Below are 22,525 nucleotides of genomic sequence, written 5' to 3' on the forward strand. Positions count from 1 at the left end.
CAATCATCACCGAGGCCACACCTCACTCAAAGGTCAGCCACCGGCCAGCCGCGTCACTAACCTCTCAGGTCAATACAACTAGGCCTCCCCAGCGACAACCTGGTTGATGCGCACGGCTGGATGGCCGGTGCGGGGTACTACGAACTGGGCGAGGTCCGGCGACTTCGGGGCAACACCGCCGGTGCGCTGGCCGCCTACCGGCGTGCACGGGACGTCGGCGTGGACCCCCAGCCGGGAGAGGCCCTGCTGCGCCACGCTGCCGGAGACACCGCCCTGGCGCTCAACCAGTTGCGCGCCGCCCTGGGCGAGAGCCGGCTCCTGGACCGGGCACGGCTGCTGCTGCCGGCCGCCGAACTGGCTTTGGACCAGCGTGACCCGGCGCTTGCCGAAGCATTGACCGCCGAACTGGAAAGGACGGCCGCCCGCTTCGCCTCCGCAGGCATCCAGGCATGGGCATACCAGGCCCGTGGCGCCGTCCTGCTGGCCGCCGGCCGGGCGGAGGACGCCCTGCCCTTCCTCGACGCGGCGGCCCGCACCTATCGCGGGCAGCGTGCACGCTACCGCACAGCCCGGATCCATGAGCTGCTGGGCGGCTGCCGCCGCGCGCTGGGCCAGGCCGGTGCTGCCGGTGCCGATCTTGCGACTGCGTTGGCGATCTACCGCCAGCTCGGCGCCGGCCCTGACGTCGCACGGCTTGAGCGCCGCGGGGGCGGCACTGCCGGCAGCACCGACAGGGGCGGCCTGACGGCCCGCGAATGCGAGGTCCTGGCACTCATCACCACTGGTGCGAGCAACCGTCAGGTGGCGGAGGCCCTGGTCATCAGCGAAAAGACGGTGGGGCGGCACCTGTCGAACATCTTCGGCAAGATCGGAGTCTCCAGCCGGACGGCCGCGGCCGGCTGGGCAAGGGAACACGGACTGACCTGACGTACGACGGCGACAACAGCGGAGCGCGCCGCCGTCGTACGTCAGCTTCGGCGCCGGTTCCGGTCGGTCCCCTGCATCATTCGCCCCACGTCCCCGGCAAAAGATGCATCATCCGCCCGACGCGGCGTGCCCGGCCGCGAAAGTACTTTCGAAGTAGCCGGACGACGACGTCCGCGAACGAAAGGGAAGATCATGACCACCACCGATATCGACCTCACAGCAGGCACCGGGGCCTCCGGCGATGGGGCATCAACTTCAGAAGAGGCTGTTGGGGCGGCCGCAGCCCGGCTGCTCGGCATCCTCAACGACAGTTCGGCCGCCGTCCTGGCCAGCATCGGCCACCAGACGGGGCTGTTCGACGTGATGGCCGGACTGCCGCCGGCTTCGAGTGAGCAGATTGCCGACGCCGCCGGGCTCAACGAACGCTACGTCCGCGAATGGCTCGGCGGCATGGTGACGGCCCGCTTCGTGCGGTACCAGCCCGCCGCAGGCACCTACCGGCTGGACCCTGCGCTGGCCCCGTCCGTCTCCGGGCCGGGAGTCGACAACCTGGCCCGCATGCTGCAGTACGTCACGCTGATGGGTGAGGTGGCCGGCAGGATAGCGCAGAAGTTCCGCACGGGCGGCGGCCTGGGATACGAGGACTATCCGGATTTCATGCACATCCAGGCCGGTGACAGCGGCTCCGTCCATGACGCCTCCCTGGTGTCCGCCATCCTCCCGCTGGCCGGCTGCGTGGACAGCCTGCGGGCGGGCATCGACGTCGCCGATATCGGCTGCGGCGCCGGCCACGCCGTGAACCTAATGGCCGAAGCCTTCCCAGCCAGCCGGTTCACCGGCTATGACTTCTCCGAGGATGCCGTGCTGGCGGGACGGGCGGAAGCCCGGAGGCTGGGACTGGGAAACGCCCGGTTCGAAATCCTGGACGCAGCCGCACTGGACATCGTGGAAGGCTATGACCTCATCACCGTTTTCGATGCGATCCACGACCAGGCCCAGCCGGCGAAGGTGCTGGAAAACATCCACAACGCGCTGTGCCCGGACGGCACGTTCCTTATGGTGGACATCAAGGCCTCAAGCAACCTGGCCGACAATGTTGAGCTCCCGTGGGGGACGTTCCTCTACGCGATCTCCACATTCCACTGCATGTCGGTGTCCCTAGCCCAGGGCGGCCAGGGACTCGGAACCGTGTGGGGCGTGCAACTGGCGGAGTCCATGGTCCGGGCTGCGGGCTTCGGCAACGTTGAGGTGAAGGAACTCGAAGAGGATCCGTTCAACGCCTACTTCGTCGCCAGGAAGTAGGCGCCGAACGCCTCCCGTAACGGGGTCCACCTACTGCTTGGGCCCCGTTACTGCTGGGCGCCTGCGATGTTGACGAGCCAGGCGACGCCGAACTTGTCCGTGCACATTCCGAAGGTATCGCCCCACGGCGCTTTTTCGAGCGGCACCGTCACGGTGCCGCCGTCGGACAGCTTCTCCCAGTACCCGCGCAGTTCGGCATCGTCCTCCCCGCTGAGGGAAACGGAGTAGTTGTCGCCCGGGGTGTAGCTCATGCCGTTGGGTGTATCGGCACCCATGAGCACCAGGCCGGATTCGGAAGTCAGCATGCCGTGCATGATCTTCTCCTGCTCGGACGCGTCTTCGCTGGCCTGGAACTCACCGAAAGTACTCAGTGCCAGTTCGCCTCCAAATACGGACTGGTAAAAGTTCATGGCCTCGCGCGCATTGTCCTTGAAGCCCAAGTAAGGGTTGAGTCTGGTGGTCATCTTCAGGTGTGTCCTCTCGTACCGATCGGTACCCGGACCGCCTGTGGACAGGCTGCCACCCGGGCTTGGAACACTTCATATGTTGCCCCAGTCGTGCGGGACTGCATAGGGGCAGGCGATGGCCTTCGGCCTTAGCTCCAGAGAGCAACGTGAACTTTGGATCCCCGTCGTTCAAGCCCGCGCGAGCCGCCCGGGGCAACCATGGCGGCTGTTGCATCCGATGTGGTGACGAAGCGCTGCAGCGCCTTTGCCTTGGAGGTTGTCCGGCCGTGGTCCAGCGTGCTTGCCCACCACAGACCGGACACCGGGGTTCCGACCACGGGTACGCGCACCAGGACTCCGGTTTGGAGTTCCGCCCGCACGATATGCCCCAAGGCAAGTGTCAGGCCCTCCCCTGCCCTGACCGCGGCTAGCGCGTCGGTTTCGCTGCTTAGCCGGATCACATCGGGCGTTACGCCCATCGAAGACAGCCACCGCCCCTCATCCGTCTGCGCCTGGATGCCGGAGGGACCGGCGAACCAGGGGCGGTCCAGCAACCGTGCAAGTGGCACCGGCCCGTGCAGCATTGCGAAGGGATGCGACGCCGCCACCACAAAGACGCGCTGATACCGCAGGAAGGGGACCATCTCCAGTCCGACGTCGGCACCTGCGCCGGCTGGCTGCGCAGGCCTTGCCCCAAGAGCTATGTCGTAGGCGCGGTCAAGGAGTAACGATGCTATGTCGGCAGCGGACTCCACTACGACATCGACGGAGGCTCCGGGGACCCTTTTGGTGAAAAGGTCAAGCAGCCGTCCGGCCGCATGTTCAGCGAACGGAGCTGTTGCGACTATTCTCAGCAACCCCGCGTCCGTGGTTGCGTGGGAGACTTCCCACCGGGCCTGGTCAGCCAGACCTACGATTTCCTGGGCATAGTCCGCCAGCGCCCGGCCACCAGGCGTCAGGGCAATGCCTCCGGCGGCCCGGACGAAGAGGGGGTCGCCGAGGTCCCGCCGGAGCGCAGCCAAGGCCGCGGAGACTGCCGGCTCGCTGATGGCCAGAGCCGCCGCGGCAGCGTGAAGCGACCCCAGTCTGGCCACGAGCGCAAAGGCGCGCAGCTGGCTCAAAGTCATCGACACGGCTTCATAACCCTTCGCTTATGACGATATTGACACTCCGCTCCGGCCGGGGCAAGACTGACCTCAAATCGGCGTCTTACAGTTTCCGGCGCCATGCAGTGAGGTAGGGACAATGCAGATTCCGGCTCCTTTTGACTACGAGCGGGCCAGCTCGGTGAACGATGCTCTTGAACTTCTTGCCCGCCACGGCCCCGAGTCCCGCGTGGTCGCCGGGGGGCACAGCCTGCTGCCCATGATGAAACTCCGCCTGGCCCGGCCCGAATGGCTGATTGACATCAACGACCTGTTCGAACTCGACTTCATACTTCTCGAAGGGGATCACCTGCGGGTCGGCGCGCTGACGCGCCATACGGCCCTCCTGGAATCAGCCGAAGTGGCTCGCCTGTTCCCGATCATTTCGGACGCCGAAGCGGTCATCGCGGATCCTGTGGTGCGCAACCGCGGGACCATTGGCGGCTCGCTGTGCCAGGCGGATCCGGCCGAAGACCTTTCCACGGTCTGCGACGTCCTGCGTGCTGTGGCGGTTGTCCGCGGTCCCGGCGGCGAGCGCCTCGTCGACATGAAGGACTTCCACCGCGGCCCCTATGAAACGGCGGTAGCCCCGGACGAGTTGCTGTGCGAAGTCCGGTTCGCCGTTCGTCCGAACTCGGGAAGCGCCTACGAAAAGGTGGAACGCAGGGTTGGCGACTGGGCCGTCGCTGCAGCCGGGGCGGCCATCTCGCTGGCCGACGACGGTAGCGTCGATGCCGCCGCCATCGGTCTTACGGCGTTGGGCCTCGACGGAACCGTCGCTGAAGCCGAGGGCGTGCTCCTGGGACAGCAACCCCGCGAGGAGCTGTTCGTCGAGGCCGGCCGGGTGGCAGCCAGTGCGTGTGATCCCATCGCGGACCAGCGCGGAGGGATCGATTACAAAAGGCATCTGGCTGACGAGCTCACCCGCAGAGTCCTGCGGCTGGCATGCGCCCGGGCTGCCGGAACACAGGAAGGTTGAGCTCCATGCAGATCAGCATGACCGTGAACGGAAGCGAAGTAGTCTCCGACATCGAACCGCGGGTGCTGCTGGTTCACTACATCCGCGAAGTCCTGGGGCTCACGGGCACGCACTGGGGGTGCGATACCACCAACTGCGGAACGTGCGTGGTCCTGATGGACGGCCAGCCCGTGAAGTCGTGCACCGTGCTCGCGGCAATGGCGGCCGGGCACGATATCCGCACCGTCGAAGGACTCGCCACGGCGGGCACTCTCGATCCGGTTCAGCAGGGGTTCATGGAGGAGCACGGGCTGCAGTGCGGCTTCTGCACCCCCGGGATGATGCTCACGGCCCGTGCCTTGCTGGACAAGAACCCGCATCCGGATGACATCGAAATCCGGAAGGCCATTTCCGGGCAGATCTGCCGCTGCACCGGATATGCCACGATCGTCCGCTCAGTGCAATGGGCTGCCGCCCACCCGGCAGGGGCGGTCGCTGACGTTGCAGCAACAGACGAAGTCCTCGAGGGCACGGACACGGTGATCCCGGACGTCGCAGACGCAGAGGTGAAGGCATGACTGTCATCCACGATCGGCCCGGCAATCCGGCGGCAGGCGACGCCGACCGCCCGATCGGGTACGGGCGCATCCAGCGCAAGGAAGACCCCCGGTTCGTCCGTGGGCAGGGCCACTACATAGACGACATGGTGCTGCCTGGCATGCTGCACGGCGCCATCCTGCGCGCGCCGGTTGCCCACGCACGGCTGGTCTCGATCGACACCACCAATGCGTTGGCCCACCCGAAGGTGCTCGCCGTGATTACCGGCAAGGACCTGCTGGCGCTCAAACTCGCCTGGGCGCCCACGCTTTCAGCGGATGTGCAGGCAGTGCTCGTTACCGACAAAGTGCGCTTCCAGGGGCAGGAGGTCGCTTTCGTCGTCGCGGAGGACCGCTACGCCGCCCGCGACGCTTTGGAACTGATCGACGTCGAATATGACCTGCTGCCTCCGGTCATCGATGCGCGCAAAGCCCTGGACCCGGACGCCCCCCTGATCCGGGATGATCTCGAAGGCCGGACGGACAACCGGATTTTCGACTGGGAGATTGGCGATGAGGCGGAAACCGAGGCGATATTCGCCGCGGCCGACGTCGTGGTGGCACAGGAGGTCGTCTACCCCCGTGTCCACCCGGCACCTATGGAGACCTGCGGCGCCGTCGCGGACTTTGATGCCGTCTCCGGCAAGCTGACGCTCTATGAGACGACCCAGGCCCCGCACGCGCACCGCACCCTGTTCGCGATTGTCGCCGGTATCCCCGAACACAAGATCCGTATCGTCTCCCCCGATATCGGCGGCGGGTTCGGTAACAAGGTGGGCATCTATCCCGGCTACATCCTCGCCGTCGTCGGTTCGATCGTCACCGGCAAGCCGGTGAAGTGGGTGGAGGACCGCTCGGAAAACCTGATGTCGACGTCTTTCGCCCGGGACTACATCATGCAGGGCGAGATCGCCGCCACCAAGGACGGCAAGATCCTCGCTCTGAGGACCAGCGTGCTGGCCGATCACGGCGCGTTCAACGCCACCGCTCAGCCCACCAAGAACCCCGCCGGCTTCTTCTCGATCTTCACTGGCAGCTACGACCTGAAGGCCGCGTTCTGCAAGGTCAGGGGCGTTTACACCAACAAGGCTCCGGGCGGCGTTGCCTATGCGTGCTCGTTCCGCGTGACGGAAGCCGTGTACCTGGTGGAGCGGATGGTGGACATCCTGGCCCGGAAGCTGGACATGGACCCGGCGGAACTCCGGCTGAAGAACTTCATTAAGCCCGAACAGTTCCCCTACGCGAACAAGACGGGCTGGGTCTATGACTCAGGCAGCTATGAAGAAGCCATGCGGCTGTCGATGAAGATGGCCGGATACGAGGAGCTACGGCGCGAACAGGCCGAAAAACGCGAACGCGGCGAACTGATGGGCATCGGCGTCGCCTTCTTCACCGAGGTCGTGGGAGCCGGCCCGCGCAAGCACTTCGACATCGTCGGCCTGGGCATGGCCGACGGCGCCGAGTTGCGCGTCCACCCGACCGGCAAGGCCGTGGTGCGGCTTTCCGTCCAGAGCCAGGGGCAGGGCCACGAGACCACGTTCGCGCAGATCGTCGCTGAAGAGCTCGGCATTCCGCCGGAGAACATTGACGTGGTCCACGGCGACACGGACCAGACGCCCTTCGGCCTGGGGACCTACGGGAGCCGGTCGACACCGGTCAGTGGCGGCGCGGTGGCCCTCGTCGCGCGGAAGGTCCGCGAAAAGGCGAAGCTCATCGCCGCAGCCATGCTCGAAACGCGTCCCGAAGACCTCGAGTGGGAGAAGGGCCGCTGGTTCGTCAAGGGCGATCCCGGCGCCGGAAAGACCATCGAGGAAATTGCCATGGCCGCCCACGGCACCATGACGCTGCCCGAGGGAATCGACGGCAACCTCGACGCCGAGGTGACCTACGACCCGCCGAACCTGACGTTTCCCTTCGGTGCGTACATCTGCGTGGTGGACATCGATCCAGGAACAGGCCACGTCAAGGTGCGGCGCTTCATCGCGGTGGATGACTGCGGGACCCGGATCAACCCGATGATCATCGAAGGCCAGGTGCACGGCGGCCTGACCGACGGCGTCGGCATGGCCCTCATGGAAATCATTGAATTCGACGAGGCGGGCAACTGCCTGGGCGGCTCCTTTATGGACTACCTGATCCCCACGGCGATGGAGGTACCGGACTGGGAGACCGGATTTACAGTGACGCCGTCACCGCACCACCCCATCGGCGCAAAGGGCATTGGAGAGTCAGCCACCGTCGGCTCGCCCCCGGCCATCGTGAACGCGATCGTCGACGCCCTGGCACCTTACGGTGTGGTCCACATGGACATGCCGTGCACGCCGGCCCGGGTATGGGAGGCCATGCAGGGCCGGCCAAGGCCACCGATCTGACATGCAGGCCCTGGCAGAAACCCTAGCGGCAAGGGCAACGGAACTCGTCAGCCGCCGGGAGCCGTTCGTCCGTGCCACGGTCGTGCGGGCGCAGCGGCCCACGAGTGCGCACGCCGGCGACACCGCCCTGATCCTGTCCAACGGCGAAATGGATGGCTTCGTGGGCGGAAATTGCGTCGAGGCCTCGGTCCGGGAATACAGCCTGCAGGCACTGTCGGCCCAGGAGCCGCTGTTGTTGCGCGTTGTGCCCGGCGAGCCGTCGCACCGGGGCGAGGAAGGCGCGGTCGAGGTTTCGAACCCCTGCCTCAGCGGAGGAGCGATCGAGATCTTCCTGGAGCCGCACATCCCGGCACCGCGGGTCCTGGTGGTCGGCACCACCCCGGTGGCCCAGGCCCTGGCGTCCCTCGGCGCCGGAGTCGGCCTGCAAATGGAACTGACCGATGGGCAGGCGGCGGACCCCCGGCCCGACGACGCCGCACTGATCGTAGCCTCCCACGGCAGGGAGGAAGAAGGGGCACTCGAAGGGGCACTGCGTGCCGGGGTGCCCTACGTCGCGCTGGTTGCCAGCGAAGTGCGGGGCGCCGCCGTCCTGGCATCCCTGGATGTGGACGAATCCCAGCGCTCCCGTGTGTTCAGCCCGGCAGGGCTGGACCTTGGTGCCCGCACCCCGGGCGAGATCGCCGTGTCCATCCTCGCGCAGCTCATTGCTGAAAGGGCCAAGGGACGGCACCCGGCGCCTGACCAGGGCCAACCGGCGACGGCCATTGACCCGGTGTGCGGCATGACGGTGGCCGCTGTCGAGTCAACGCTTCACCTCGAGCACGGCGGCACCACAATCTACTTCTGTTCCCGTGGATGCTACGAGGCCTTCCGCAAGGATCCGGAACACTATGACGCCTCCCGCTGACGCCCGGCCTCGTCAAGGCCGCAGCCCTGACCCGCTGACTCCTCGCCGTCGAACCGGAAAGCCCCGGACAGCCGGGCTGGTCCTCGCCGCGGGCGGGTCCCGCCGTCTGGGGCGCCCCAAGCAACTCCTCCCCTACGGAGATGGAGTGCTGCTCGACGCCGTCCTGGCCACCGCACGGGTCTGCGGCTTCGCCCAACTGGTGTTGGCGGTGGGCGGATCGAGCGAAGAGGTACTGAAAAGTGTGAACACCGCCGGCTGCGATGTCGCCGTCAACCCGGACTTCGCCACCGGTTGCGGATCGTCGATAGCCGCCGCCCTGCCGGTGCTTCATTCCGACACAGACGTGGTGGTCCTGTTGCTCGGGGACCAGCCAGGGGTCACGGCCGAGAACGTGCATCGGCTGCTGGCGGGACGCGGCCAGGCCGGAATCGCCGTCTGCCGTTACGACGACGGCGTCGGCCATCCGTTTGCGTTCGCCCGGTCCGCCCTGCCCTCGCTCGCCGGACTCCACGGCGACAAGGCGGTGTGGAAGTTGCTCGAGGAGCGCGCGTCAGAGGTGACTGAGGTGCCCGTGCCCGGCGCCACTCCCCTGGACATCGACACCGATGACGACTATGAACGAGTGCTCGACACGCTTCGCGGCGCACCATGAGCAACGCTGCGCGCAGCGGCGCGGAACAAGATGTGCAGCAGCTGGTTCCGGACGTTCCCTCGCTAATGGCTGCACTGGACGACGGCGACTATCTCGCCGACATTGGACTGGCGACGGCGCTGTTCCTGGCTGTGCGTCTGCCCCAACCCATCCTGCTGGAGGGCGAAGCGGGCGTAGGCAAGACTGAGGCTGCGAAGGCGCTGGCCCGTGTGCTCAACACTCCCCTGTTCCGGCTGCAGTGCTACGAGGGGATTGACGCAGGTGAAGCGCTCTATGAATGGAACCACCAGCGCCAGCTGCTCGGTATCCGGCTGGCAGAGGTCCGCGATGCAGCCCTGAACGAGTCGGACCTTTTCGGGCCGCAGTACCTGCTGCGCCGGCCGCTGCTCCAGGCGATCGAGCATCCGGGACCGCGCCCGGCCGTCCTGCTGCTGGACGAGATCGACAGGGCGGACGCCGAATTCGAGGCGTTCACCTTCGAATTGCTGGCAGAGGCCGCAGTGACCATCCCGGAACTGGGCACCATCCGGGCCGCGCATCCGCCCGTTGTGGTGCTGACGTCTAACCGGACGAGGGACTTGCACGACGCGCTCACGCGCCGCTGCCTGTACCACTGGATCGACTACCCCGCGCCCGCGCGGATTGCCGAGATCGTGCGGCGCCGTGTTCCAGGAAGCGCCGGGCCCCTGGCGCAGGAGGCAGCGTCCGCCATCACGAAAATGCGGACACTGGACCTGGCCAAGCCGCCCGGGATCGCCGAAGCCATCGACTGGGTATCCGCTTTGTCCGTGCTCGGCATCACGCACATCGATGCGCCCACCGTCGAGAAGACCTGGGGCTCGATCGTCAAGAACCGGGACGACCTGGAGCTCGTGGGAGCTCGTGGCGCGGCCTGGTTGGTCGGGGACGGCAGTGGCTGATTTCAGATCCGCTATCAGCCCGCCCGGTGTGGACGCCGCCTCCCTATCCGCCGGACTTGTCACGGCGCTTCGACGTGCCGGCCTTTCGACTTCCCCGGACCGCGCCGTTCGGCTGGCTGAAGCCCTCCGCCTGGTCCCACCCGTCGCCCGCGAACCGCTTTACTGGACGTGCCGCGTGGTCCTGGTGTCCTCCCGGGAGCAGGTGCCGATTTTCGACGCCGTCTTTGCAGCCGTGTTTGATGGCCGGCTTGCCCCTGGAGACCGCAGAGGCTCCACCAACGCGCCGCCGGCTATCGGCTCCGGGACCCGCCTCCGCCCGTCCCCGCCGTCAGGGCTCACGAGCGCGCCGATCGCTCTCCACAAGACTCCGCTGCCTGCGCTGCTTCCCGGCAGGGAACTCTCCGGAGAGGGGGTCGGTCCTGAGCGCGACGCCATCCTGGCCATGGCGTCGGCGGAGGAACGGCTGCACGAAACGTCCTTTGCCGATCTCTCCGCCGAGGAGTTGGTCCAGGTGCGCCGTCTCGTTCGCGAGATAGTCTTCTCCACGCCGGCGCGCCTGAGCCGCAGGACCCGCAAGTCTTCGCACAGCAGTTCACGGCTGGACATCCGGAGCACCGTCCGTGCCGCCCAGCGCAGCGGCTCTGATGCAACGAGACTCTATTACGCCCACCGCCGGCCCCGTCCCCGGCAACTGGTCCTGCTGTGCGATGTATCGGCGTCCATGGAGCCATACACGAGGGTGTTCCTGTCATTACTGCAGGGCGCCGTGGCCGGTGCACGGGCGGAGGCGTTCGTGTTTTCTACCCGCCTCACGCGGCTGACGCGGCAGCTGGCAGTCCGGAACGCCGATCAGGCGCTGGCCCGGGCCGCCGCGAATGCGCCGGACTGGGCGGGAGGGACACGAATCGCGGAAAGCCTGCGGAGGTTCGTTGACGCGCACGGCCGCCGCGGCTTGGCCAGGGGTGCGGTGGTGGTTGTGTTCTCCGACGGTTGGGCCCAGGATGATCCGGACCTCGTGGCCACGCAAATGGAACGCCTGAAGCGGCTCGCCTTCCGGATTGTCTGGGTTAATCCGAGGAAGGCTGACGTGAACTACCGGCCGCTGGTGGGTGGCATGGCGGCGGCGCTCCCGTACTGTGACGCCTTTGTCAGCGGCCACAGCTACGCGGCCCTCGCGGAGGTGGCAGCCGCAGTGCGGGACGGACGCAGGACAACACAAGAGAGGCAAGGTAACAGCTAATGCAGATAGACAGCGCTTTCTCCGTAGTCGCTCCGATCGACAAGGTCTGGGACACGCTCATGGACTTGCAGGGCGTGGCTGGATGCGTTCCGGGGGCCCAGATCCTGAACAAGCTTTCCGACGACGCCTACCAGATTGGGATGAAGGTGAAGTTGGGACCGGTTTCCATGCAGTACAAGGGGCAGATGACCGTTCTTGAACGGAATGCAGACGAACACCGCGCGGTGTTCCAGGGCCGGGCGCAGGAAACCCGCGGCCAGGGTACGGCCGAAGCCACCGTGACCTTGCGCCTGGCTGAGGCGCAAGGTTCTACGCGGGGTACGGTCAGTGCCGATCTGGCCCTGTCCGGAAAGGCCGCCGCAATGGGGAAGAGCGTCATCGGCGGCGTCACCGAGCAGATGATGGCGCTGTTCGCCGCCAACCTGCAGACGCTGCTGGCGGAACCTGCTGGGGAAGCACCCGGCGAGGCCGGGCAGGAAGCACCGCCGGAACCTGTTCCCGCAGTATCCGGGTTACCCGGGTCATCTGTTCCCGCAGTATCCGCACCGCTATCGCCGTCTGCCCCGTCGTCAGCTTCCTTGCCCGACAACAGCCTGAACGCACTTTCTCTGGCTAAGGGAGTGCTCACCGATCAGCTCAGCAACCCCGGAAAACTCATTGGGCTGCTTGCAGCCGTGGCGTTTTGTGCCTATCGGCTGGGCCGCCGCGCCGGGCTGCGCTCGGGCCGGTCCTGAGCCGGGGTTGGAGGACAGCGGAAGATGCGTGACGTTCTCGCCGCCATGATGCCGGGCTGGCTACAGGGTGGCACCGCCGGTTTGGCTACCGTCGTGCGGACTTTCCGGTCCGCCCCGAGGCCCCCTGGCGCTTCCATGCTGGTCACGGCCAGCGGCGAAGTCTTCGGCTCGGTTTCGGGCGGCTGTGTCGAGGGTGCTGTATACGAGCTTGCCATACAGGCAAAGGCGGATCACCGGCCGGTCCTTGTGAGCTACGGCGTCAGCGACGACGACGCCTTCTCCGTTGGATTGATCTGCGGCGGCACTATTGAGGTGTTTGTGGAGCCAATTTCGCAGCAAACCTTCTCGGAGCTGGACGGCGTGCGTGAGGACATCGAGGCATCCCGGCCGGTGGGAGTTGCCACCGTGATAGAGCACCCGGATCCCGGCTGGCTGGGTCGCCACCTCGTGGTCCGGCCCGACGGATTCGCAGGCGGGCTGGGCTCGGACCGGTCCGATCACGCCGTCGGGGACGACACCCGGGGCCTGCTTGCAGCCGGCCGGAACTCCGTCCTGACTTACGGCCCGGACGGCGAGCGCCTCGATACCGGCATGTCCGTGTTCTTCGCCAGCTATGCGCCGCGCCCGCGGATGCTGGTCTTCGGGGCCATCGACTTCGCCGCGGCACTGGCACGGTTGGGTACCTTCCTGGGCTATCAAGTCACCGTGTGTGACGCCCGGGCGGTATTTGCCACCCAGGCGAGGTTCCCCGACGCGGAGGTGATCCGTGCGTGGCCGCACCATTATCTCTCCGAGCAGCTCGCACGGGGGCTCGTCGACCAGCGGACCGTGATTTGTGTCCTGACCCACGACCCCAAGTTCGATGTCCCCGTGCTTGAGGCGGCCCTTCGAGGCCGTCCGGTCGCCTATATCGGTGCGATGGGCTCCCGGCGCACGCACAACGATCGGTTGGAAAGGCTTCGCGCTGCGGGTGTGAGCGACGAGCAACTGCTGCAACTGCACAGCCCCGTCGGCCTGGACCTGGGGGCACGCACTCCCGAAGAGACGGCGGTATCGATCGGGGCCGAGATCATCGCCCTGCAATGGGGCGGCAGTGGTGAGCCGCTAGGGTCCCGCGCGGAGCGGATCCATCACGACGAGACGCCCGAGCGGGCCCCTGACACGGCGGCCGCCGCGCCGCCTACGGATCCACAACTCAGTCAGTCTGAGGCGACTGGCGGTTGATTGAAGACGAAGTCCTTGGCTGTTGCAACACGGCGTCATTGTCCGCTCACCGGCGGCATGATCGCCGTCGGGCACCACGCCGGCCGGCCACGCTGAGGGGCCGCCCTCCGTGCAGAAATCAACGCAGGGCCATAAGCTCAGGGCATGGCGAGATATTTTGACGTGCACCCCGATGATCCCCAGCCCCGCGCGGTGGGCCAGATAGTGGACCTGGTGCGGTCAGGTGGGCTGATCGCCTACCCCACCGACTCCTGCTACGCCCTCGGCGCGCAGCTGGGCAACCGTGAGGCGCTTGACCGCATCCGCGCCATCCGGCAGCTGGACAGCAAACACCACTTCACCCTGGTCTGCAAGGATTTTGCCCAGCTGGGCCAGTTCGTGCAGATCGACAACGACGTGTTCCGGAGCATCAAGGCGGTGACACCGGGCAGCTACACGTTCATCCTTCCTGCCACGAAGGAGGTGCCCAAGCGCCTGCTGCACCCGAAGAAGAAGACCGTGGGCGTGCGCATCCCGGACAACGCCGTGGTCCAGGCACTGCTCGCCGAACTGGGCGAGCCGCTGCTCTCCAGCACACTGCTGCTGCCCGATGAGGAAGATCCGCTGACCCAGGGCTGGGAAATCAAGGAACGGCTGGACCACGTGGTGGACGCCGTGGTTGATTCCGGTGACTGCGGGGCGGAGCCGACAACGGTCATCGACTTCTCAGGAGGTTCGGCGGAAGTGGTGCGGCGCGGCATGGGCGATCCGTCCCGGTTCGAGTAGTCGCCGTTTGGTGCCAGGCGTCCGGACGGGCGCCGGCTCCCGTCAGTCCCTGGTTGCGTCAGTCCGTCTTGCGGGCGCGGCTGGGCTGCACGCGCGGCGGTTCACCAGGCATCTTCGGGTAGTCGGGCGGGAACGGCAGTTCCCCGAGCCCTGAGCCGACGTCGCGTTCCCACCACTCGAGCAGGACGTCGATGTTTCCCGGGTTGGCGTTCATGTCCGCCCAGGGGTCCCCGACGGTCTTCAGCCGTTCCGGGACGGTGAGGATGGTGAAGTTCTTCGGATCGGCGTTGCCCAGTTCATCCCAGGTGATGGGGCAGGAGACGGGGGCGTGCGCCAGGGCGCGGGGGCTGTAGGCGCCGGCAATGGTGCGGTCGCGGTTGGCCTGGTTGAAATCCACAAACACCCGTTCGCCGCGTTCTTCCTTCCACCACGCCGTGGTGACCTTGTCCGGCATCCGCCGCTCCAATTCACGGGCGGCTGCTATGACGGCGTGGCGCACGTCCAAGAATTCGTGCGTCGGCTCCACCGGCGCGTAAACGTGCAGTCCGCGGTTACCCGAGGTCTTGATGAACGTGGTGAGGCCGGCTTCTGCGAGCACGTCCTTCAGCTCCAGGGCTGCGGGGATCGCGTCGTCGAAGTCCGTTCCCGGCTGGGGGTCCAGGTCGATCCGCAGCTGGTCGGGGTTATCCGTGTTTCCGGCCCGCGATGGCCAGGGGTGGAACACCACGGTGTTCATCTGGGCGGCCCAGACGGCAGCGGCCGGTTCGTCCAGGACCAGCATGGGATGCGAGCGCGCACTCGGAAAGGTCACCTTCACCGTCCGAATAAAGTCGGGTGTGCCCTTCGGCGGATTTTTGGAGAAGAACTGCTCACCGTCCACGTTGTCCGAGAACCGCTGCAGCGCCAGCGGCCGGTCACCGTTCGCCGCAATGAACGCCTCCCCCACCTCCGCCAGGTAGCGCGCCAGGTCCAGCTTGGTCAGGCCGAGATCCGGCCAGAGGACACGGCTCGGACTCGAAATGCGCATGTCGCGGGGGCCGTTCGGCCCGTCAACGGTGAGGGTGGTCGCTTCGCTCGCCATGGGGACAACCTACCCCGCCCGGCGCGCGGCGTCAGCAGTTGGCGCCCGAAACGAAGAAACAAGTTCCCGTTCACTGGGCACGTCCCGGCCCGTCTGTAAGGATGTGAACGGACCGGACGCCGCACGGCTCCCGGCAAAACGTCGAAGGAGACCCGTTCCATGGTTGAAGCCGCTGGTGTGGACCAGGCATCGAGGCAGCACGCGCTGAGTGCCTTGGGTGCCCACTCGGATCTCATGCCCCGGGGGCGGGACACCGACGATTTCCTACAGCGCTTCGCCCATCATTTCCCCGACATGCACCGGCTCTTCCAGTCCCTTTACGGCTCGCGCCCGGACTTCCAGGACCAGCTGACTGCGCTTGTCCTCCAGGCTGCCCGCTCGTGGAACGAACGCCCGGCGGATCTGAAGGCACTGGACGCGGAACGGGAGAACAACACCGGCTGGTTCCAGTCAAACAGCATGCTGGGCGGCGTCTGCTACGTGGACCGGTATGCGGAGGATCTTCAAGGAGTCCGTTCCCGGATCCCCTATTTCAAAGAGCTCGGCCTCACGTATTTGCACCTCATGCCCCTGTTCCTGGCACCCGAACCGCATTCCGACGGCGGCTATGCGGTCTCCAGCTACCGTGACGTGAACCCGAAACTCGGCACCATGGAACAGCTGCGCGAGCTGGCTGCCGAGTTGCGGGACAACGGCATCAGCCTGGTGGTGGACTTCATTTTCAACCACACCTCGGATGAGCATGACTGGGCCAGGCGTGCTGCCGAAGGCGACCCCGAGTTCAGTGATTACTACTGGATCTACCCGGACCGGACCATGCCGGACGCCTTCGAACAACACGTGCGGGAGATCTTCCCGGACGACCACCCCGGTTCGTTCGTGCAACTCCCTGACGGACGGTGGGTCTGGGCCACGTTCCACTCCTTCCAGTGGGACCTGGACTACTCCAACCCGGACGTTTTCCGGGCCATGGCCGGAGAGATGCTCTTCCTGGCCAACCAGGGGGTGGAGATCCTTCGGATGGACGCCGTGGCCTTCATCTGGAAGCAGCTCGGAACGCCGTGTGAGAACCTCCCGAAGGCCCACACCCTGCTGCAGGCCTTTAACGCCGTCTGCCGGCTCGCCGCGCCATCGCTGCTCTTCAAGTCCGAGGCGATCGTCCACCCGGACGACGTTGCCCTGTACATCGATCCGGCAGAGTGCCAGCTTTCATACAACCCGCTGCAGATGGCACTAATCTGGGAGGCGATGGCCACCCGCGACGTGTCCCTGCTGTCCCAAGCACTGGAGCGTCGGCACAACCTTCCGGCAGGCACGGCCTGGGTGAACTACGTGCGGAGCCATGACGACATTGGCTGGACGTTTGCTGACGAGGACGCCGCGGAACTGGGCATCAACGGCTTCGAGCACCGCCGCTTCCTCAATTCCTTCTACGTAAACCGTTTCCCGGGCAGCTTCGCCCGCGGCGTTCCGTTCCAGGACAACCCGCGGACGGGTGACTGCCGGATTTCAGGCACGACGGCGTCGCTCTGCGGACTGGAGGACGGAACTGCAGAGTCAGTCCGCAGGATCCTGCTTGCCCACTCCGTGACCTTCAGCACCGGCGGGCTCCCGCTGCTCTACCTGGGCGACGAAGTGGCGCAGCTCAACGATTACGGGTACGCCCTCGAGGAAGGCCACGGCGCGGACAGCCGATGGGTGCACCGGCCGCACTACCCCGAACACCGGTACGCGAACCGTCACGATCAGTCGACTCCAGAAGGCGCGGTCTTCGAAGGGCTGCGATTCATGATCGCCGCACGGTCCCGAACCCCCGAATTCGCCGGGACCCGGCTGGTCCATTTCGACACGAAGAACCAGGCCGTGTTGGGGTACCAGCGGCCCGGAAGCAACACGCTTATTCTCGCCCTCGCCAATTTCAGCGATGAGGGCCAAACGGTCACCGCCCAGACTCTCTCGGGATTCTCTGCCGAGGCGGTGGACGTCCTGACCGGCAAGCCGGTGCGCATCGGCAAAGGTTTTGCGCTCAAGCCGCAGGAGTTCGTCTGGCTGCGGGTCAGGGGTGCTGTCTAGGCCCGCTGTCTAGGCGTTGGCGGCGCGCCGCATCTTCCTGGCCTTGCCAAACAGGAATGCGGCCGCGAGCGCCATGCTCCGGCAACCACCACGGAACATACGGCCGTCTGTGTGCCGGCTGTGCGTGGAGATCCGGCATCATTGACTCATGCCCGTACCCGAGTCCCCCGTAACCATCAGTGTCGGCGATATCCAGGTCTCCGGCCTCTACGCCCGGCCGGACAACCCGTTCGCCACGCTCGTCCTTGCCCACGGTGCTGGCGCCGGCATGGAGCACCCCTTCATGGGGGGCTTCACCCACGCGTTGAACGACGACGGCGTGGCCACCCTGCGCTTCAACTTTCCCTACCGCGAGGCCGGACGGAAGTTCCCGGACAGGCCGCCCCTTGCGATCGCCACGTGGCGCGCAGCCATGGAGGAGGCCTCAGCCAGGGCGGCCGCGCACTCCGACAACGGGCCGGTGTGGGCGGCGGGCAAGTCCTTCGGCGGACGCATGGCCTCGATGGCCGTTGCCGAAGGAATGCCGGCGGCCGGGCTCGTCTACCTGGGGTACCCGCTGCATCCCCCGGGCAAACCGGAAAAGCTGCGTGATGAGCACCTGTACGGCCTGACCCTGCCGATGCTGTTCCTGCAGGGGACGCGGGACACGTTTGCCACGCCTGAACTACTGGAGCGTGTGGTTGCCCGGATCGGGCCCACTGCCACGCTTCACTGGTACGACGGCGGCGACCACTCGTTTGCGGTCGCCGGCAAAAAGCGCAGCGCCGACGAGATCGGTGCGTCCGCGGCAGCGCCGGTCGCGGCCTACCTGCGCTCGCAGGCTGCGAGCCCTCAGGGCTAGGAAACGCCGGGGACTAGGTAACGCCGGGCCAGCAGCTCATTGCCGGGGCGCCGTGTGGGCCATGTTCGGAGGCAGCGGCTCGTGGCGCAGGTAGGTGCGCCGGAACCGGCCGGTGCCCGCCGTCAGCGCCCGGAGTTCCACCGCGTAGCGCAGCAGTTCCTGTTCCGGTATCTCTGCGCTGATCTCAGTGCCGCTGCCGTCGGCCGAGTCGGTTCCGGTCAGCCGCCCGCGCCGGGAGGACAGATCGCTCATCACCGCTCCCACGTAGTCGTCAGAGACGCTGATGGTCACCGCCAGGACGGGTTCGAGGAGCTGGATCCGGCCCGCGGCGGCGGCTTCACGCAGCGCCAGGGCCCCTGCCGCCTGGAAAGCCGCATCGGAGGAATCCACGCTGTGCGCCTTGCCGCCGGTCAGCGTCACACGGATGTCCACCACCGGGAACCCTGCTGACACGCCCTTCTGCATCTGGGCCCGGACGCCCTTCTCCACGGAACCGATGTATTGTCCCGGGATGACCCCGCCCACCGTCTTGTCAACAAATTCGAAGCCCGCACCTCGGTCGAGGGGCTCGACGTCGATGTCGCAGATGGCGTACTGTCCGTGGCCGCCGGACTGCTTAACGTGCCGGCCGTGGCCCGACGCGGGTGCCACGAACGTCTCCCGCAGCGGGGTAATCACAGCCACGGTCTGCAGCTTGACCCCTTGGTCCCGCAGCCTGTCCAGCACCACTTCGCCGTGGGCTTCGCCCATGCACCACAGGATCAGCTGGTGGGTTTCGGAGTTCCGTTCCACGCGCAGCGTAGGATCACCGGCTGCCACCTTTCCCAGGCTCTTGGCAAGGGCATCCTCATCACTGCGCGAGGCTGCCTCGACGGCCAAGGGCATCAGCGGTTCCGGCATGTCCCACGAAACCACCAGCAGCGGTGTTTCCTTGGCGGACACGGTATCGCCTGTCTCTGCGCTGGCCAGCTTGGCGATCGCGCAGATGTCCCCCGCCACGCAATACGGAACCGGCCTCAGGCTGGAGCCCACCGGGGAGTAGAGGTGCGTGAGGCGTTCGTCGCTGTCGTGGTCCTCGTGGCCGCGTTCGGACAGCCCCCTCCCGCTGACGTGCACGGCCGAATCCTCCCGCAGCGTGCCGGAGAAGACCCGTACCAGGCAGACGCGGCCCAGGAACGGGTCGATGGTGGTCCGCACCACCTCGCCGGCCAGAGGACCCGCAGGATCGCAGGCCAGCGGGGCTGCCGGTGCACCCGAAAGGCTGGTCACCTGCGGCAGGCTGCGCTCTAGCGGAGAGGGAAATGCGTGGGTCAGCATTTCCAGGAGTTCAGCCATGCCCAGGCCCGTCTCGGCGGAGGAGGCCAGCACAGGGAAAAATGTGCCGCGGGCGACGGCGGTCTCCAGATCGCTGACCAGGGCATCGACGTCGATCTCCTCGCCGCCGAGGTAACGGTCCATCAGGGTCTCGTCCTCGCTCTCCGAGATGATCCCCTCGATGAGCGTGCCGCGTGCGGCGTCGGCGGCAGCGAGTTCATCCGTGCCGGCCGGACGCACGTTTGGTGTCGGGGAGCCGGCGGAATAGTCCGAAACTGTTTGCGAAAGCAGCCCCAGCAGCCCGGTGGTGGCGTCCCCGGTGCGCACGGGGAGATAGGCCGGCACCACCGAGTCTCCGAACGCGCGCTGGCAGGCGGCCACGGTCGCCTCGAAATTCGCGCGCGGGTGGTCCAGCCGGCTGATTACCACCGCCCGGGGCATCCCCACCTGGTCGCATTCAGCCCAGAGTGCCGTGGTGGCAGCGTCGATGTCGTCGATGGCCGAGACTACGAACAGGGCCGCGTCCGCGCCCCGAAGTCCCGCCCGGAGTTCACCGGTGAAGTCACCGTAGCCGGGTGTGTCGAGAAGGTTGACCTTGATGCCCTCCACCACCAGTGGAGCTACGGAGAGCACCACCGAGCGCTGTTGGTGCACCTCGGAGGGCTCGGCGTCGCTGACAGTGGTGCCGTCCTCGATCGAACCTTTCCGTGAGATGACCCCGGTTGCTGCCAGCAGTGCTTCCAGCAGCATGGTCTTTCCCGCACCGGAGTGGCCTACGAGAACGACATTGCGGACTTTCTCCGGTGCATCGGCAGGAGCCCCGGCGGCGGTGTCGGCCCGCCGGGAATCAGAGGTGCCGCGGGCCGGGCTCTTGGCCCGGCCATTTGTGCCTTTTACCGACATGAGCAACTCCAGGCGTCTTAGTCGTGAGCCGCCACGCGGCCTCTGTAAGACGATTCGACACCCTGAGGCTGCCGAACTTCAAGAGGAAGACGTGTTGCCCTTGACCGGACGGCTAGGGTTCGTCGTGCCACCACCCTTCCCAGGGGGTGGATGAGAGCTGGCCGCTAGGGAAGGCACCCATGGAACCGGCCCCGCCGAGGTGAGGGTCCTTGTCCTTCCAGCCGGCATGAAGGGAGAGTGTCATAGTGCTCAAAAGCGTCATCATGGTGTGTCCTTTCGTTCGCTGCGTGGACTCCGATGTCCAGGTAGGAATGAGCGTAACTGGGCAATGTTTCGCCGCCACGACAGAACGTTTCAGGCGTGTATCAGTTACCTCACATGGCCACTTCGGGCTTTCGGCATCTTCCCTCCGCGGTCACTCCGCGAGGATGAGGTACAGCGCGCGGCGGGCTTCATCGATCTTTTCGACGGCAGCCAGGCGCTGTTCGTCGGTGGCCGCGACCCTGAACTGATGAATGACGCCCATGAGCTTTCCCACGCTCTGATGAAACACCGGCACCGCGCCCTCGGGATCGGTGTTCCAGGCGTTGCCTAGCTCCTCGGAGTGTTCGGCCACGTACGCCTTGCCGGCATCAGTGAGCGTGAACTCGGTGCGCTTGCCCTCACCAACCGGTGTGATGAGGTCTTCGTCGACGAGCTGCTGGAGGGTCGGGTAAACGGACCCCGGGCTGGGACGCCAGGCCCCGGAGGTTTTTTCCGCGATTGTCCTGATCAGCCCGTACCCGTTGGATGGGGCTTCGGCCAGCAGCGAAAGAATGGCGGCGCGAACGTCGCCCCTGTTAGCGCGGCGCGGGCCGCCGGGGCCAAAACCGGGCCCGAACCCCGGACCGAACCCCGGACCGAACCCCGCCCCAAAGCCGCGTCCGAACCCACCGCCGCCGTGGCCGTGGGGTCCTCGGCGGCTCCGGCCGCGCTCGAATCGTCCCCGCTCGGGGCCGTTGTCTGCAAATTTGTCGTGAATGCCTTTCATGGTGGCATCGTCCTTTCGGGTACTACTGTCGCCGACCATCGGCGATATCTAACGATATATCGCTAAGTATCGCCGGTCAATGGCGACAAGGGACCGTGTGAATCCAATATCGTTGAGCAGGTGATTGATCAGCGCGCGGAGACAAACAGCGGATGGGTGGACGTACCCCAGGCGAAGATCTACTGGGAAGCGAAAGGAAATCCAAAAGGTGTGCCGGTCCTCTACCTGCACGGAGGCCCAGGCGGAGCACTGGGCAAAGGTGGTTACCGCAGGCGACACGACCCTGCCCGGTTTTTGACGGTAGGTCTCGACCAACGCGGATGCGGCAAAAGCATTCCGATAGTTCAGGACGACCTCGACCACCTGGCTCAGAACACCACGCAAACGTTGATTGAGGACCTCGAAGCTCTGCGCGAGCACCTGGGCATAGCGAAGTGGATTGTCACCGGTGTGTCCTGGGGCAGCACGCTCGCTCTCGCCTACGCCCTCAAACACCCTGATCGGGTGCACGGTATTGCTCTGGTGGCAGTAACAACGACAAGCCGCGATGAAGTCCAGTGGATCACAGAAGACGTCGGACGCATCTTCCCCGAAGCCTGGCAGGAGTTCTCCGATGCCGCCAAGGCCAATCCGGGCGAACGTTTGGTCGATGCCTATGCCCGGCGGTTGGCTGGAGAGGACCGCGACGATGCCCGACAGGCCGCTTTAGCTTGGGATCGCTGGGAATCCACGCACATCGCCCTGGACCCTCTCTGGCAGCCAGGTGCGATGTTCGACGACGAGCGCGAGCGTATGACCTTCGCCCTGCTCGTCACGCACTATTGGTCCCATGACGGGTTCCTGACTGGCGGGCAGGAAATCGAGTCCCGGATTCACGGGTTGGACGGGATACCTGGGTACCTCATTCATGGCCGCCGGGACATCAGCGGCCCTGTCGTCACCCCGTGGAAGCTTCACCAGCTTTGGAAAAGCAGCCACCTCGTTGTCGTCGAGGACGAGGGTCATGGTGGCCCGGAATCCATGCAGGCACTGTCGCGGGCGGTCGAAGAAATCGCGGCCGGACTCTGAACAGTCCCCCCTGCCCTATCCGATGGC

General features: G+C 66.2%; 21 protein-coding genes. 15 read left to right on the forward strand and 6 right to left on the reverse strand.

From position 1 onward, the window contains the following. Positions 1-120 precede the first annotated feature (120 nt). A complete protein-coding gene (locus CXQ91_RS05150) occupies positions 121-927 on the forward strand; it encodes a LuxR C-terminal-related transcriptional regulator (protein ID WP_258073839.1) in 807 nt (268 codons plus the stop codon). Between the two features lie 192 nt (positions 928-1,119). Further along, positions 1,120-2,229, forward strand: a complete 1,110-nt coding sequence (locus tag CXQ91_RS05155) for a class I SAM-dependent methyltransferase (protein ID WP_104172869.1) — start codon at positions 1,120-1,122, stop codon at positions 2,227-2,229. A gap of 47 nt (positions 2,230-2,276) precedes the next feature. On the opposite strand, the gene CXQ91_RS05160 is transcribed toward CXQ91_RS05155, so the two are convergent. Next, positions 2,277-2,693 (reverse strand): VOC family protein, encoded by a 417-nt coding sequence (locus tag CXQ91_RS05160; RefSeq protein WP_104172870.1) that lies wholly within the window; start codon positions 2,691-2,693, stop codon positions 2,277-2,279. A 131-nt stretch (positions 2,694-2,824) separates the two neighbouring features. After that, on the reverse strand, positions 2,825-3,802 hold the full coding sequence (locus CXQ91_RS05165) for a LysR family transcriptional regulator (protein ID WP_181038783.1): 978 nt from the start codon (positions 3,800-3,802) through the stop codon (positions 2,825-2,827). Between the two features lie 118 nt (positions 3,803-3,920). On the opposite strand from CXQ91_RS05165, the gene CXQ91_RS05170 reads away from it, so the two are divergent. The 10 genes from CXQ91_RS05170 (at position 3,921) to CXQ91_RS05215 (ending at position 14,188) form a co-directional block, all read left to right on the forward strand. After that, entirely contained in the window at positions 3,921-4,799 is an 879-nt protein-coding gene (locus CXQ91_RS05170; RefSeq protein WP_104172872.1) for a xanthine dehydrogenase family protein subunit M, read from the forward strand. A 5-nt stretch (positions 4,800-4,804) separates the two neighbouring features. Next, positions 4,805-5,356 carry a (2Fe-2S)-binding protein gene (locus CXQ91_RS05175; RefSeq protein ID WP_104172873.1) on the forward strand — a complete coding sequence of 184 codons (552 nt, stop codon included), beginning with the start codon at positions 4,805-4,807 and terminating at the stop codon, positions 5,354-5,356. Beyond that, positions 5,353-7,746, forward strand: coding sequence for an aerobic carbon-monoxide dehydrogenase large subunit (locus CXQ91_RS05180; RefSeq protein WP_104172874.1), 2,394 nt, complete (start codon positions 5,353-5,355; stop codon positions 7,744-7,746). The genes CXQ91_RS05175 and CXQ91_RS05180 overlap by 4 nt, the downstream gene beginning before the upstream one ends. Before the next feature lies 1 nt (position 7,747). Further along, the gene (locus tag CXQ91_RS05185) at positions 7,748-8,653 is read left to right on the forward strand and encodes an XdhC family protein (RefSeq protein WP_104172875.1); all 906 of its coding nucleotides are present in this window, start codon (positions 7,748-7,750) and stop codon (positions 8,651-8,653) included. Next, positions 8,637-9,305 carry an NTP transferase domain-containing protein gene (locus CXQ91_RS05190; protein ID WP_104172876.1) on the forward strand — a complete coding sequence of 223 codons (669 nt, stop codon included), beginning with the start codon at positions 8,637-8,639 and terminating at the stop codon, positions 9,303-9,305. The genes CXQ91_RS05185 and CXQ91_RS05190 overlap by 17 nt, the downstream gene beginning before the upstream one ends. Further along, positions 9,302-10,225: a MoxR family ATPase gene (locus CXQ91_RS05195; protein WP_181038784.1), complete on the forward strand. Its 924-nt coding sequence runs from the start codon at positions 9,302-9,304 to the stop codon at positions 10,223-10,225. The genes CXQ91_RS05190 and CXQ91_RS05195 overlap by 4 nt, the downstream gene beginning before the upstream one ends. Continuing rightward, positions 10,218-11,465, forward strand: coding sequence for a VWA domain-containing protein (locus CXQ91_RS05200; protein WP_104172877.1), 1,248 nt, complete (start codon positions 10,218-10,220; stop codon positions 11,463-11,465). Before CXQ91_RS05195 ends, CXQ91_RS05200 begins: the two co-directional genes overlap by 8 nt. Continuing rightward, on the forward strand, positions 11,465-12,199 hold the full coding sequence (locus tag CXQ91_RS05205; RefSeq protein ID WP_104172878.1) for an SRPBCC family protein: 735 nt from the start codon (positions 11,465-11,467) through the stop codon (positions 12,197-12,199). Before CXQ91_RS05200 ends, CXQ91_RS05205 begins: the two co-directional genes overlap by 1 nt. Before the next feature lie 24 nt (positions 12,200-12,223). Next, complete coding sequence (locus CXQ91_RS05210) at positions 12,224-13,423, forward strand: XdhC/CoxI family protein (RefSeq protein ID WP_104172879.1); 1,200 nt, start codon at positions 12,224-12,226, stop codon at positions 13,421-13,423. Positions 13,424-13,567: 144 nt separating this feature from the next. After that, positions 13,568-14,188, forward strand: a complete 621-nt coding sequence (locus CXQ91_RS05215) for an L-threonylcarbamoyladenylate synthase (RefSeq protein ID WP_104172880.1) — start codon at positions 13,568-13,570, stop codon at positions 14,186-14,188. A gap of 58 nt (positions 14,189-14,246) precedes the next feature. On the opposite strand, the gene ligD is transcribed toward CXQ91_RS05215, so the two are convergent. Further along, positions 14,247-15,269 (reverse strand): non-homologous end-joining DNA ligase, encoded by a 1,023-nt coding sequence (ligD, locus tag CXQ91_RS05220; RefSeq protein WP_104172881.1) that lies wholly within the window; start codon positions 15,267-15,269, stop codon positions 14,247-14,249. Positions 15,270-15,428: 159 nt separating this feature from the next. Between ligD and CXQ91_RS05225 the strand changes: the two genes are divergently transcribed. Together CXQ91_RS05225 and CXQ91_RS05230 are read left to right on the forward strand one after the other, a co-directional pair. Then, positions 15,429-17,342 (forward strand): alpha-amylase family protein, encoded by a 1,914-nt coding sequence (locus CXQ91_RS05225; protein ID WP_104172882.1) that lies wholly within the window; start codon positions 15,429-15,431, stop codon positions 17,340-17,342. 148 nt (positions 17,343-17,490) lie between these two features. Further along, the gene (locus CXQ91_RS05230) at positions 17,491-18,183 is read left to right on the forward strand and encodes an alpha/beta family hydrolase (protein ID WP_104172883.1); all 693 of its coding nucleotides are present in this window, start codon (positions 17,491-17,493) and stop codon (positions 18,181-18,183) included. A gap of 36 nt (positions 18,184-18,219) precedes the next feature. Here the strand turns inward: CXQ91_RS05230 and CXQ91_RS05235 are convergent, their stop codons facing one another. The 3 genes from CXQ91_RS05235 to CXQ91_RS05240 all read right to left on the reverse strand — a co-directional run bounded on the left by CXQ91_RS05235 (position 18,220) and on the right by CXQ91_RS05240 (position 21,430). After that, positions 18,220-20,400: an elongation factor G-like protein EF-G2 gene (locus tag CXQ91_RS05235; protein WP_104172884.1), complete on the reverse strand. Its 2,181-nt coding sequence runs from the start codon at positions 20,398-20,400 to the stop codon at positions 18,220-18,222. 112 nt (positions 20,401-20,512) lie between these two features. Continuing rightward, a complete protein-coding gene (locus CXQ91_RS24715) occupies positions 20,513-20,665 on the reverse strand; it encodes a hypothetical protein (RefSeq protein WP_181038785.1) in 153 nt (50 codons plus the stop codon). Between the two features lie 150 nt (positions 20,666-20,815). After that, complete coding sequence (locus CXQ91_RS05240; protein WP_104172885.1) at positions 20,816-21,430, reverse strand: PadR family transcriptional regulator; 615 nt, start codon at positions 21,428-21,430, stop codon at positions 20,816-20,818. 120 nt (positions 21,431-21,550) lie between these two features. Here CXQ91_RS05240 and CXQ91_RS05245 point away from each other — a divergent pair, with 120 nt between their 5' ends. Then, positions 21,551-22,498, forward strand: a complete 948-nt coding sequence (locus CXQ91_RS05245; protein ID WP_104172886.1) for an alpha/beta fold hydrolase — start codon at positions 21,551-21,553, stop codon at positions 22,496-22,498. The last annotated feature ends 27 nt before the right edge of the window (positions 22,499-22,525 follow it).

It is taken from the genome of Arthrobacter sp. Y81 (assembly GCF_002929335.1).
Taxonomy (GTDB): Bacteria; Actinomycetota; Actinomycetes; order Actinomycetales; family Micrococcaceae; genus Arthrobacter.

Excerpts from the sequence above, each read along its gene's own strand:
- CXQ91_RS05150 (WP_258073839.1), top strand. The coding sequence starts at position 121 with ATGGCCGGTGCGGGGTACTACGAACTGGGCGAGGTCCGGCGACTTCGG.
- CXQ91_RS05155 (WP_104172869.1), top strand. The coding sequence starts at position 1,120 with ATGACCACCACCGATATCGACCTCACAGCAGGCACCGGGGCCTCCGGC.
- CXQ91_RS05160 (WP_104172870.1), bottom strand. The coding sequence starts at position 2,693 with ATGACCACCAGACTCAACCCTTACTTGGGCTTCAAGGACAATGCGCGC.
- CXQ91_RS05165 (WP_181038783.1), bottom strand. The coding sequence starts at position 3,802 with ATGACTTTGAGCCAGCTGCGCGCCTTTGCGCTCGTGGCCAGACTGGGG.
- CXQ91_RS05170 (WP_104172872.1), top strand. The coding sequence starts at position 3,921 with ATGCAGATTCCGGCTCCTTTTGACTACGAGCGGGCCAGCTCGGTGAAC.
- CXQ91_RS05175 (WP_104172873.1), top strand. The coding sequence starts at position 4,805 with ATGCAGATCAGCATGACCGTGAACGGAAGCGAAGTAGTCTCCGACATC.
- CXQ91_RS05180 (WP_104172874.1), top strand. The coding sequence starts at position 5,353 with ATGACTGTCATCCACGATCGGCCCGGCAATCCGGCGGCAGGCGACGCC.
- CXQ91_RS05185 (WP_104172875.1), top strand. The coding sequence starts at position 7,748 with ATGCAGGCCCTGGCAGAAACCCTAGCGGCAAGGGCAACGGAACTCGTC.
- CXQ91_RS05190 (WP_104172876.1), top strand. The coding sequence starts at position 8,637 with ATGACGCCTCCCGCTGACGCCCGGCCTCGTCAAGGCCGCAGCCCTGAC.
- CXQ91_RS05195 (WP_181038784.1), top strand. The coding sequence starts at position 9,302 with ATGAGCAACGCTGCGCGCAGCGGCGCGGAACAAGATGTGCAGCAGCTG.
- CXQ91_RS05205 (WP_104172878.1), top strand. The coding sequence starts at position 11,465 with ATGCAGATAGACAGCGCTTTCTCCGTAGTCGCTCCGATCGACAAGGTC.
- CXQ91_RS05210 (WP_104172879.1), top strand. The coding sequence starts at position 12,224 with ATGCGTGACGTTCTCGCCGCCATGATGCCGGGCTGGCTACAGGGTGGC.
- CXQ91_RS05215 (WP_104172880.1), top strand. The coding sequence starts at position 13,568 with ATGGCGAGATATTTTGACGTGCACCCCGATGATCCCCAGCCCCGCGCG.
- ligD (WP_104172881.1), bottom strand. The coding sequence starts at position 15,269 with ATGGCGAGCGAAGCGACCACCCTCACCGTTGACGGGCCGAACGGCCCC.
- CXQ91_RS05225 (WP_104172882.1), top strand. The coding sequence starts at position 15,429 with ATGGTTGAAGCCGCTGGTGTGGACCAGGCATCGAGGCAGCACGCGCTG.
- CXQ91_RS05230 (WP_104172883.1), top strand. The coding sequence starts at position 17,491 with ATGCCCGTACCCGAGTCCCCCGTAACCATCAGTGTCGGCGATATCCAG.
- CXQ91_RS05235 (WP_104172884.1), bottom strand. The coding sequence starts at position 20,400 with ATGTCGGTAAAAGGCACAAATGGCCGGGCCAAGAGCCCGGCCCGCGGC.
- CXQ91_RS24715 (WP_181038785.1), bottom strand. The coding sequence starts at position 20,665 with ATGATGACGCTTTTGAGCACTATGACACTCTCCCTTCATGCCGGCTGG.
- CXQ91_RS05240 (WP_104172885.1), bottom strand. The coding sequence starts at position 21,430 with ATGAAAGGCATTCACGACAAATTTGCAGACAACGGCCCCGAGCGGGGA.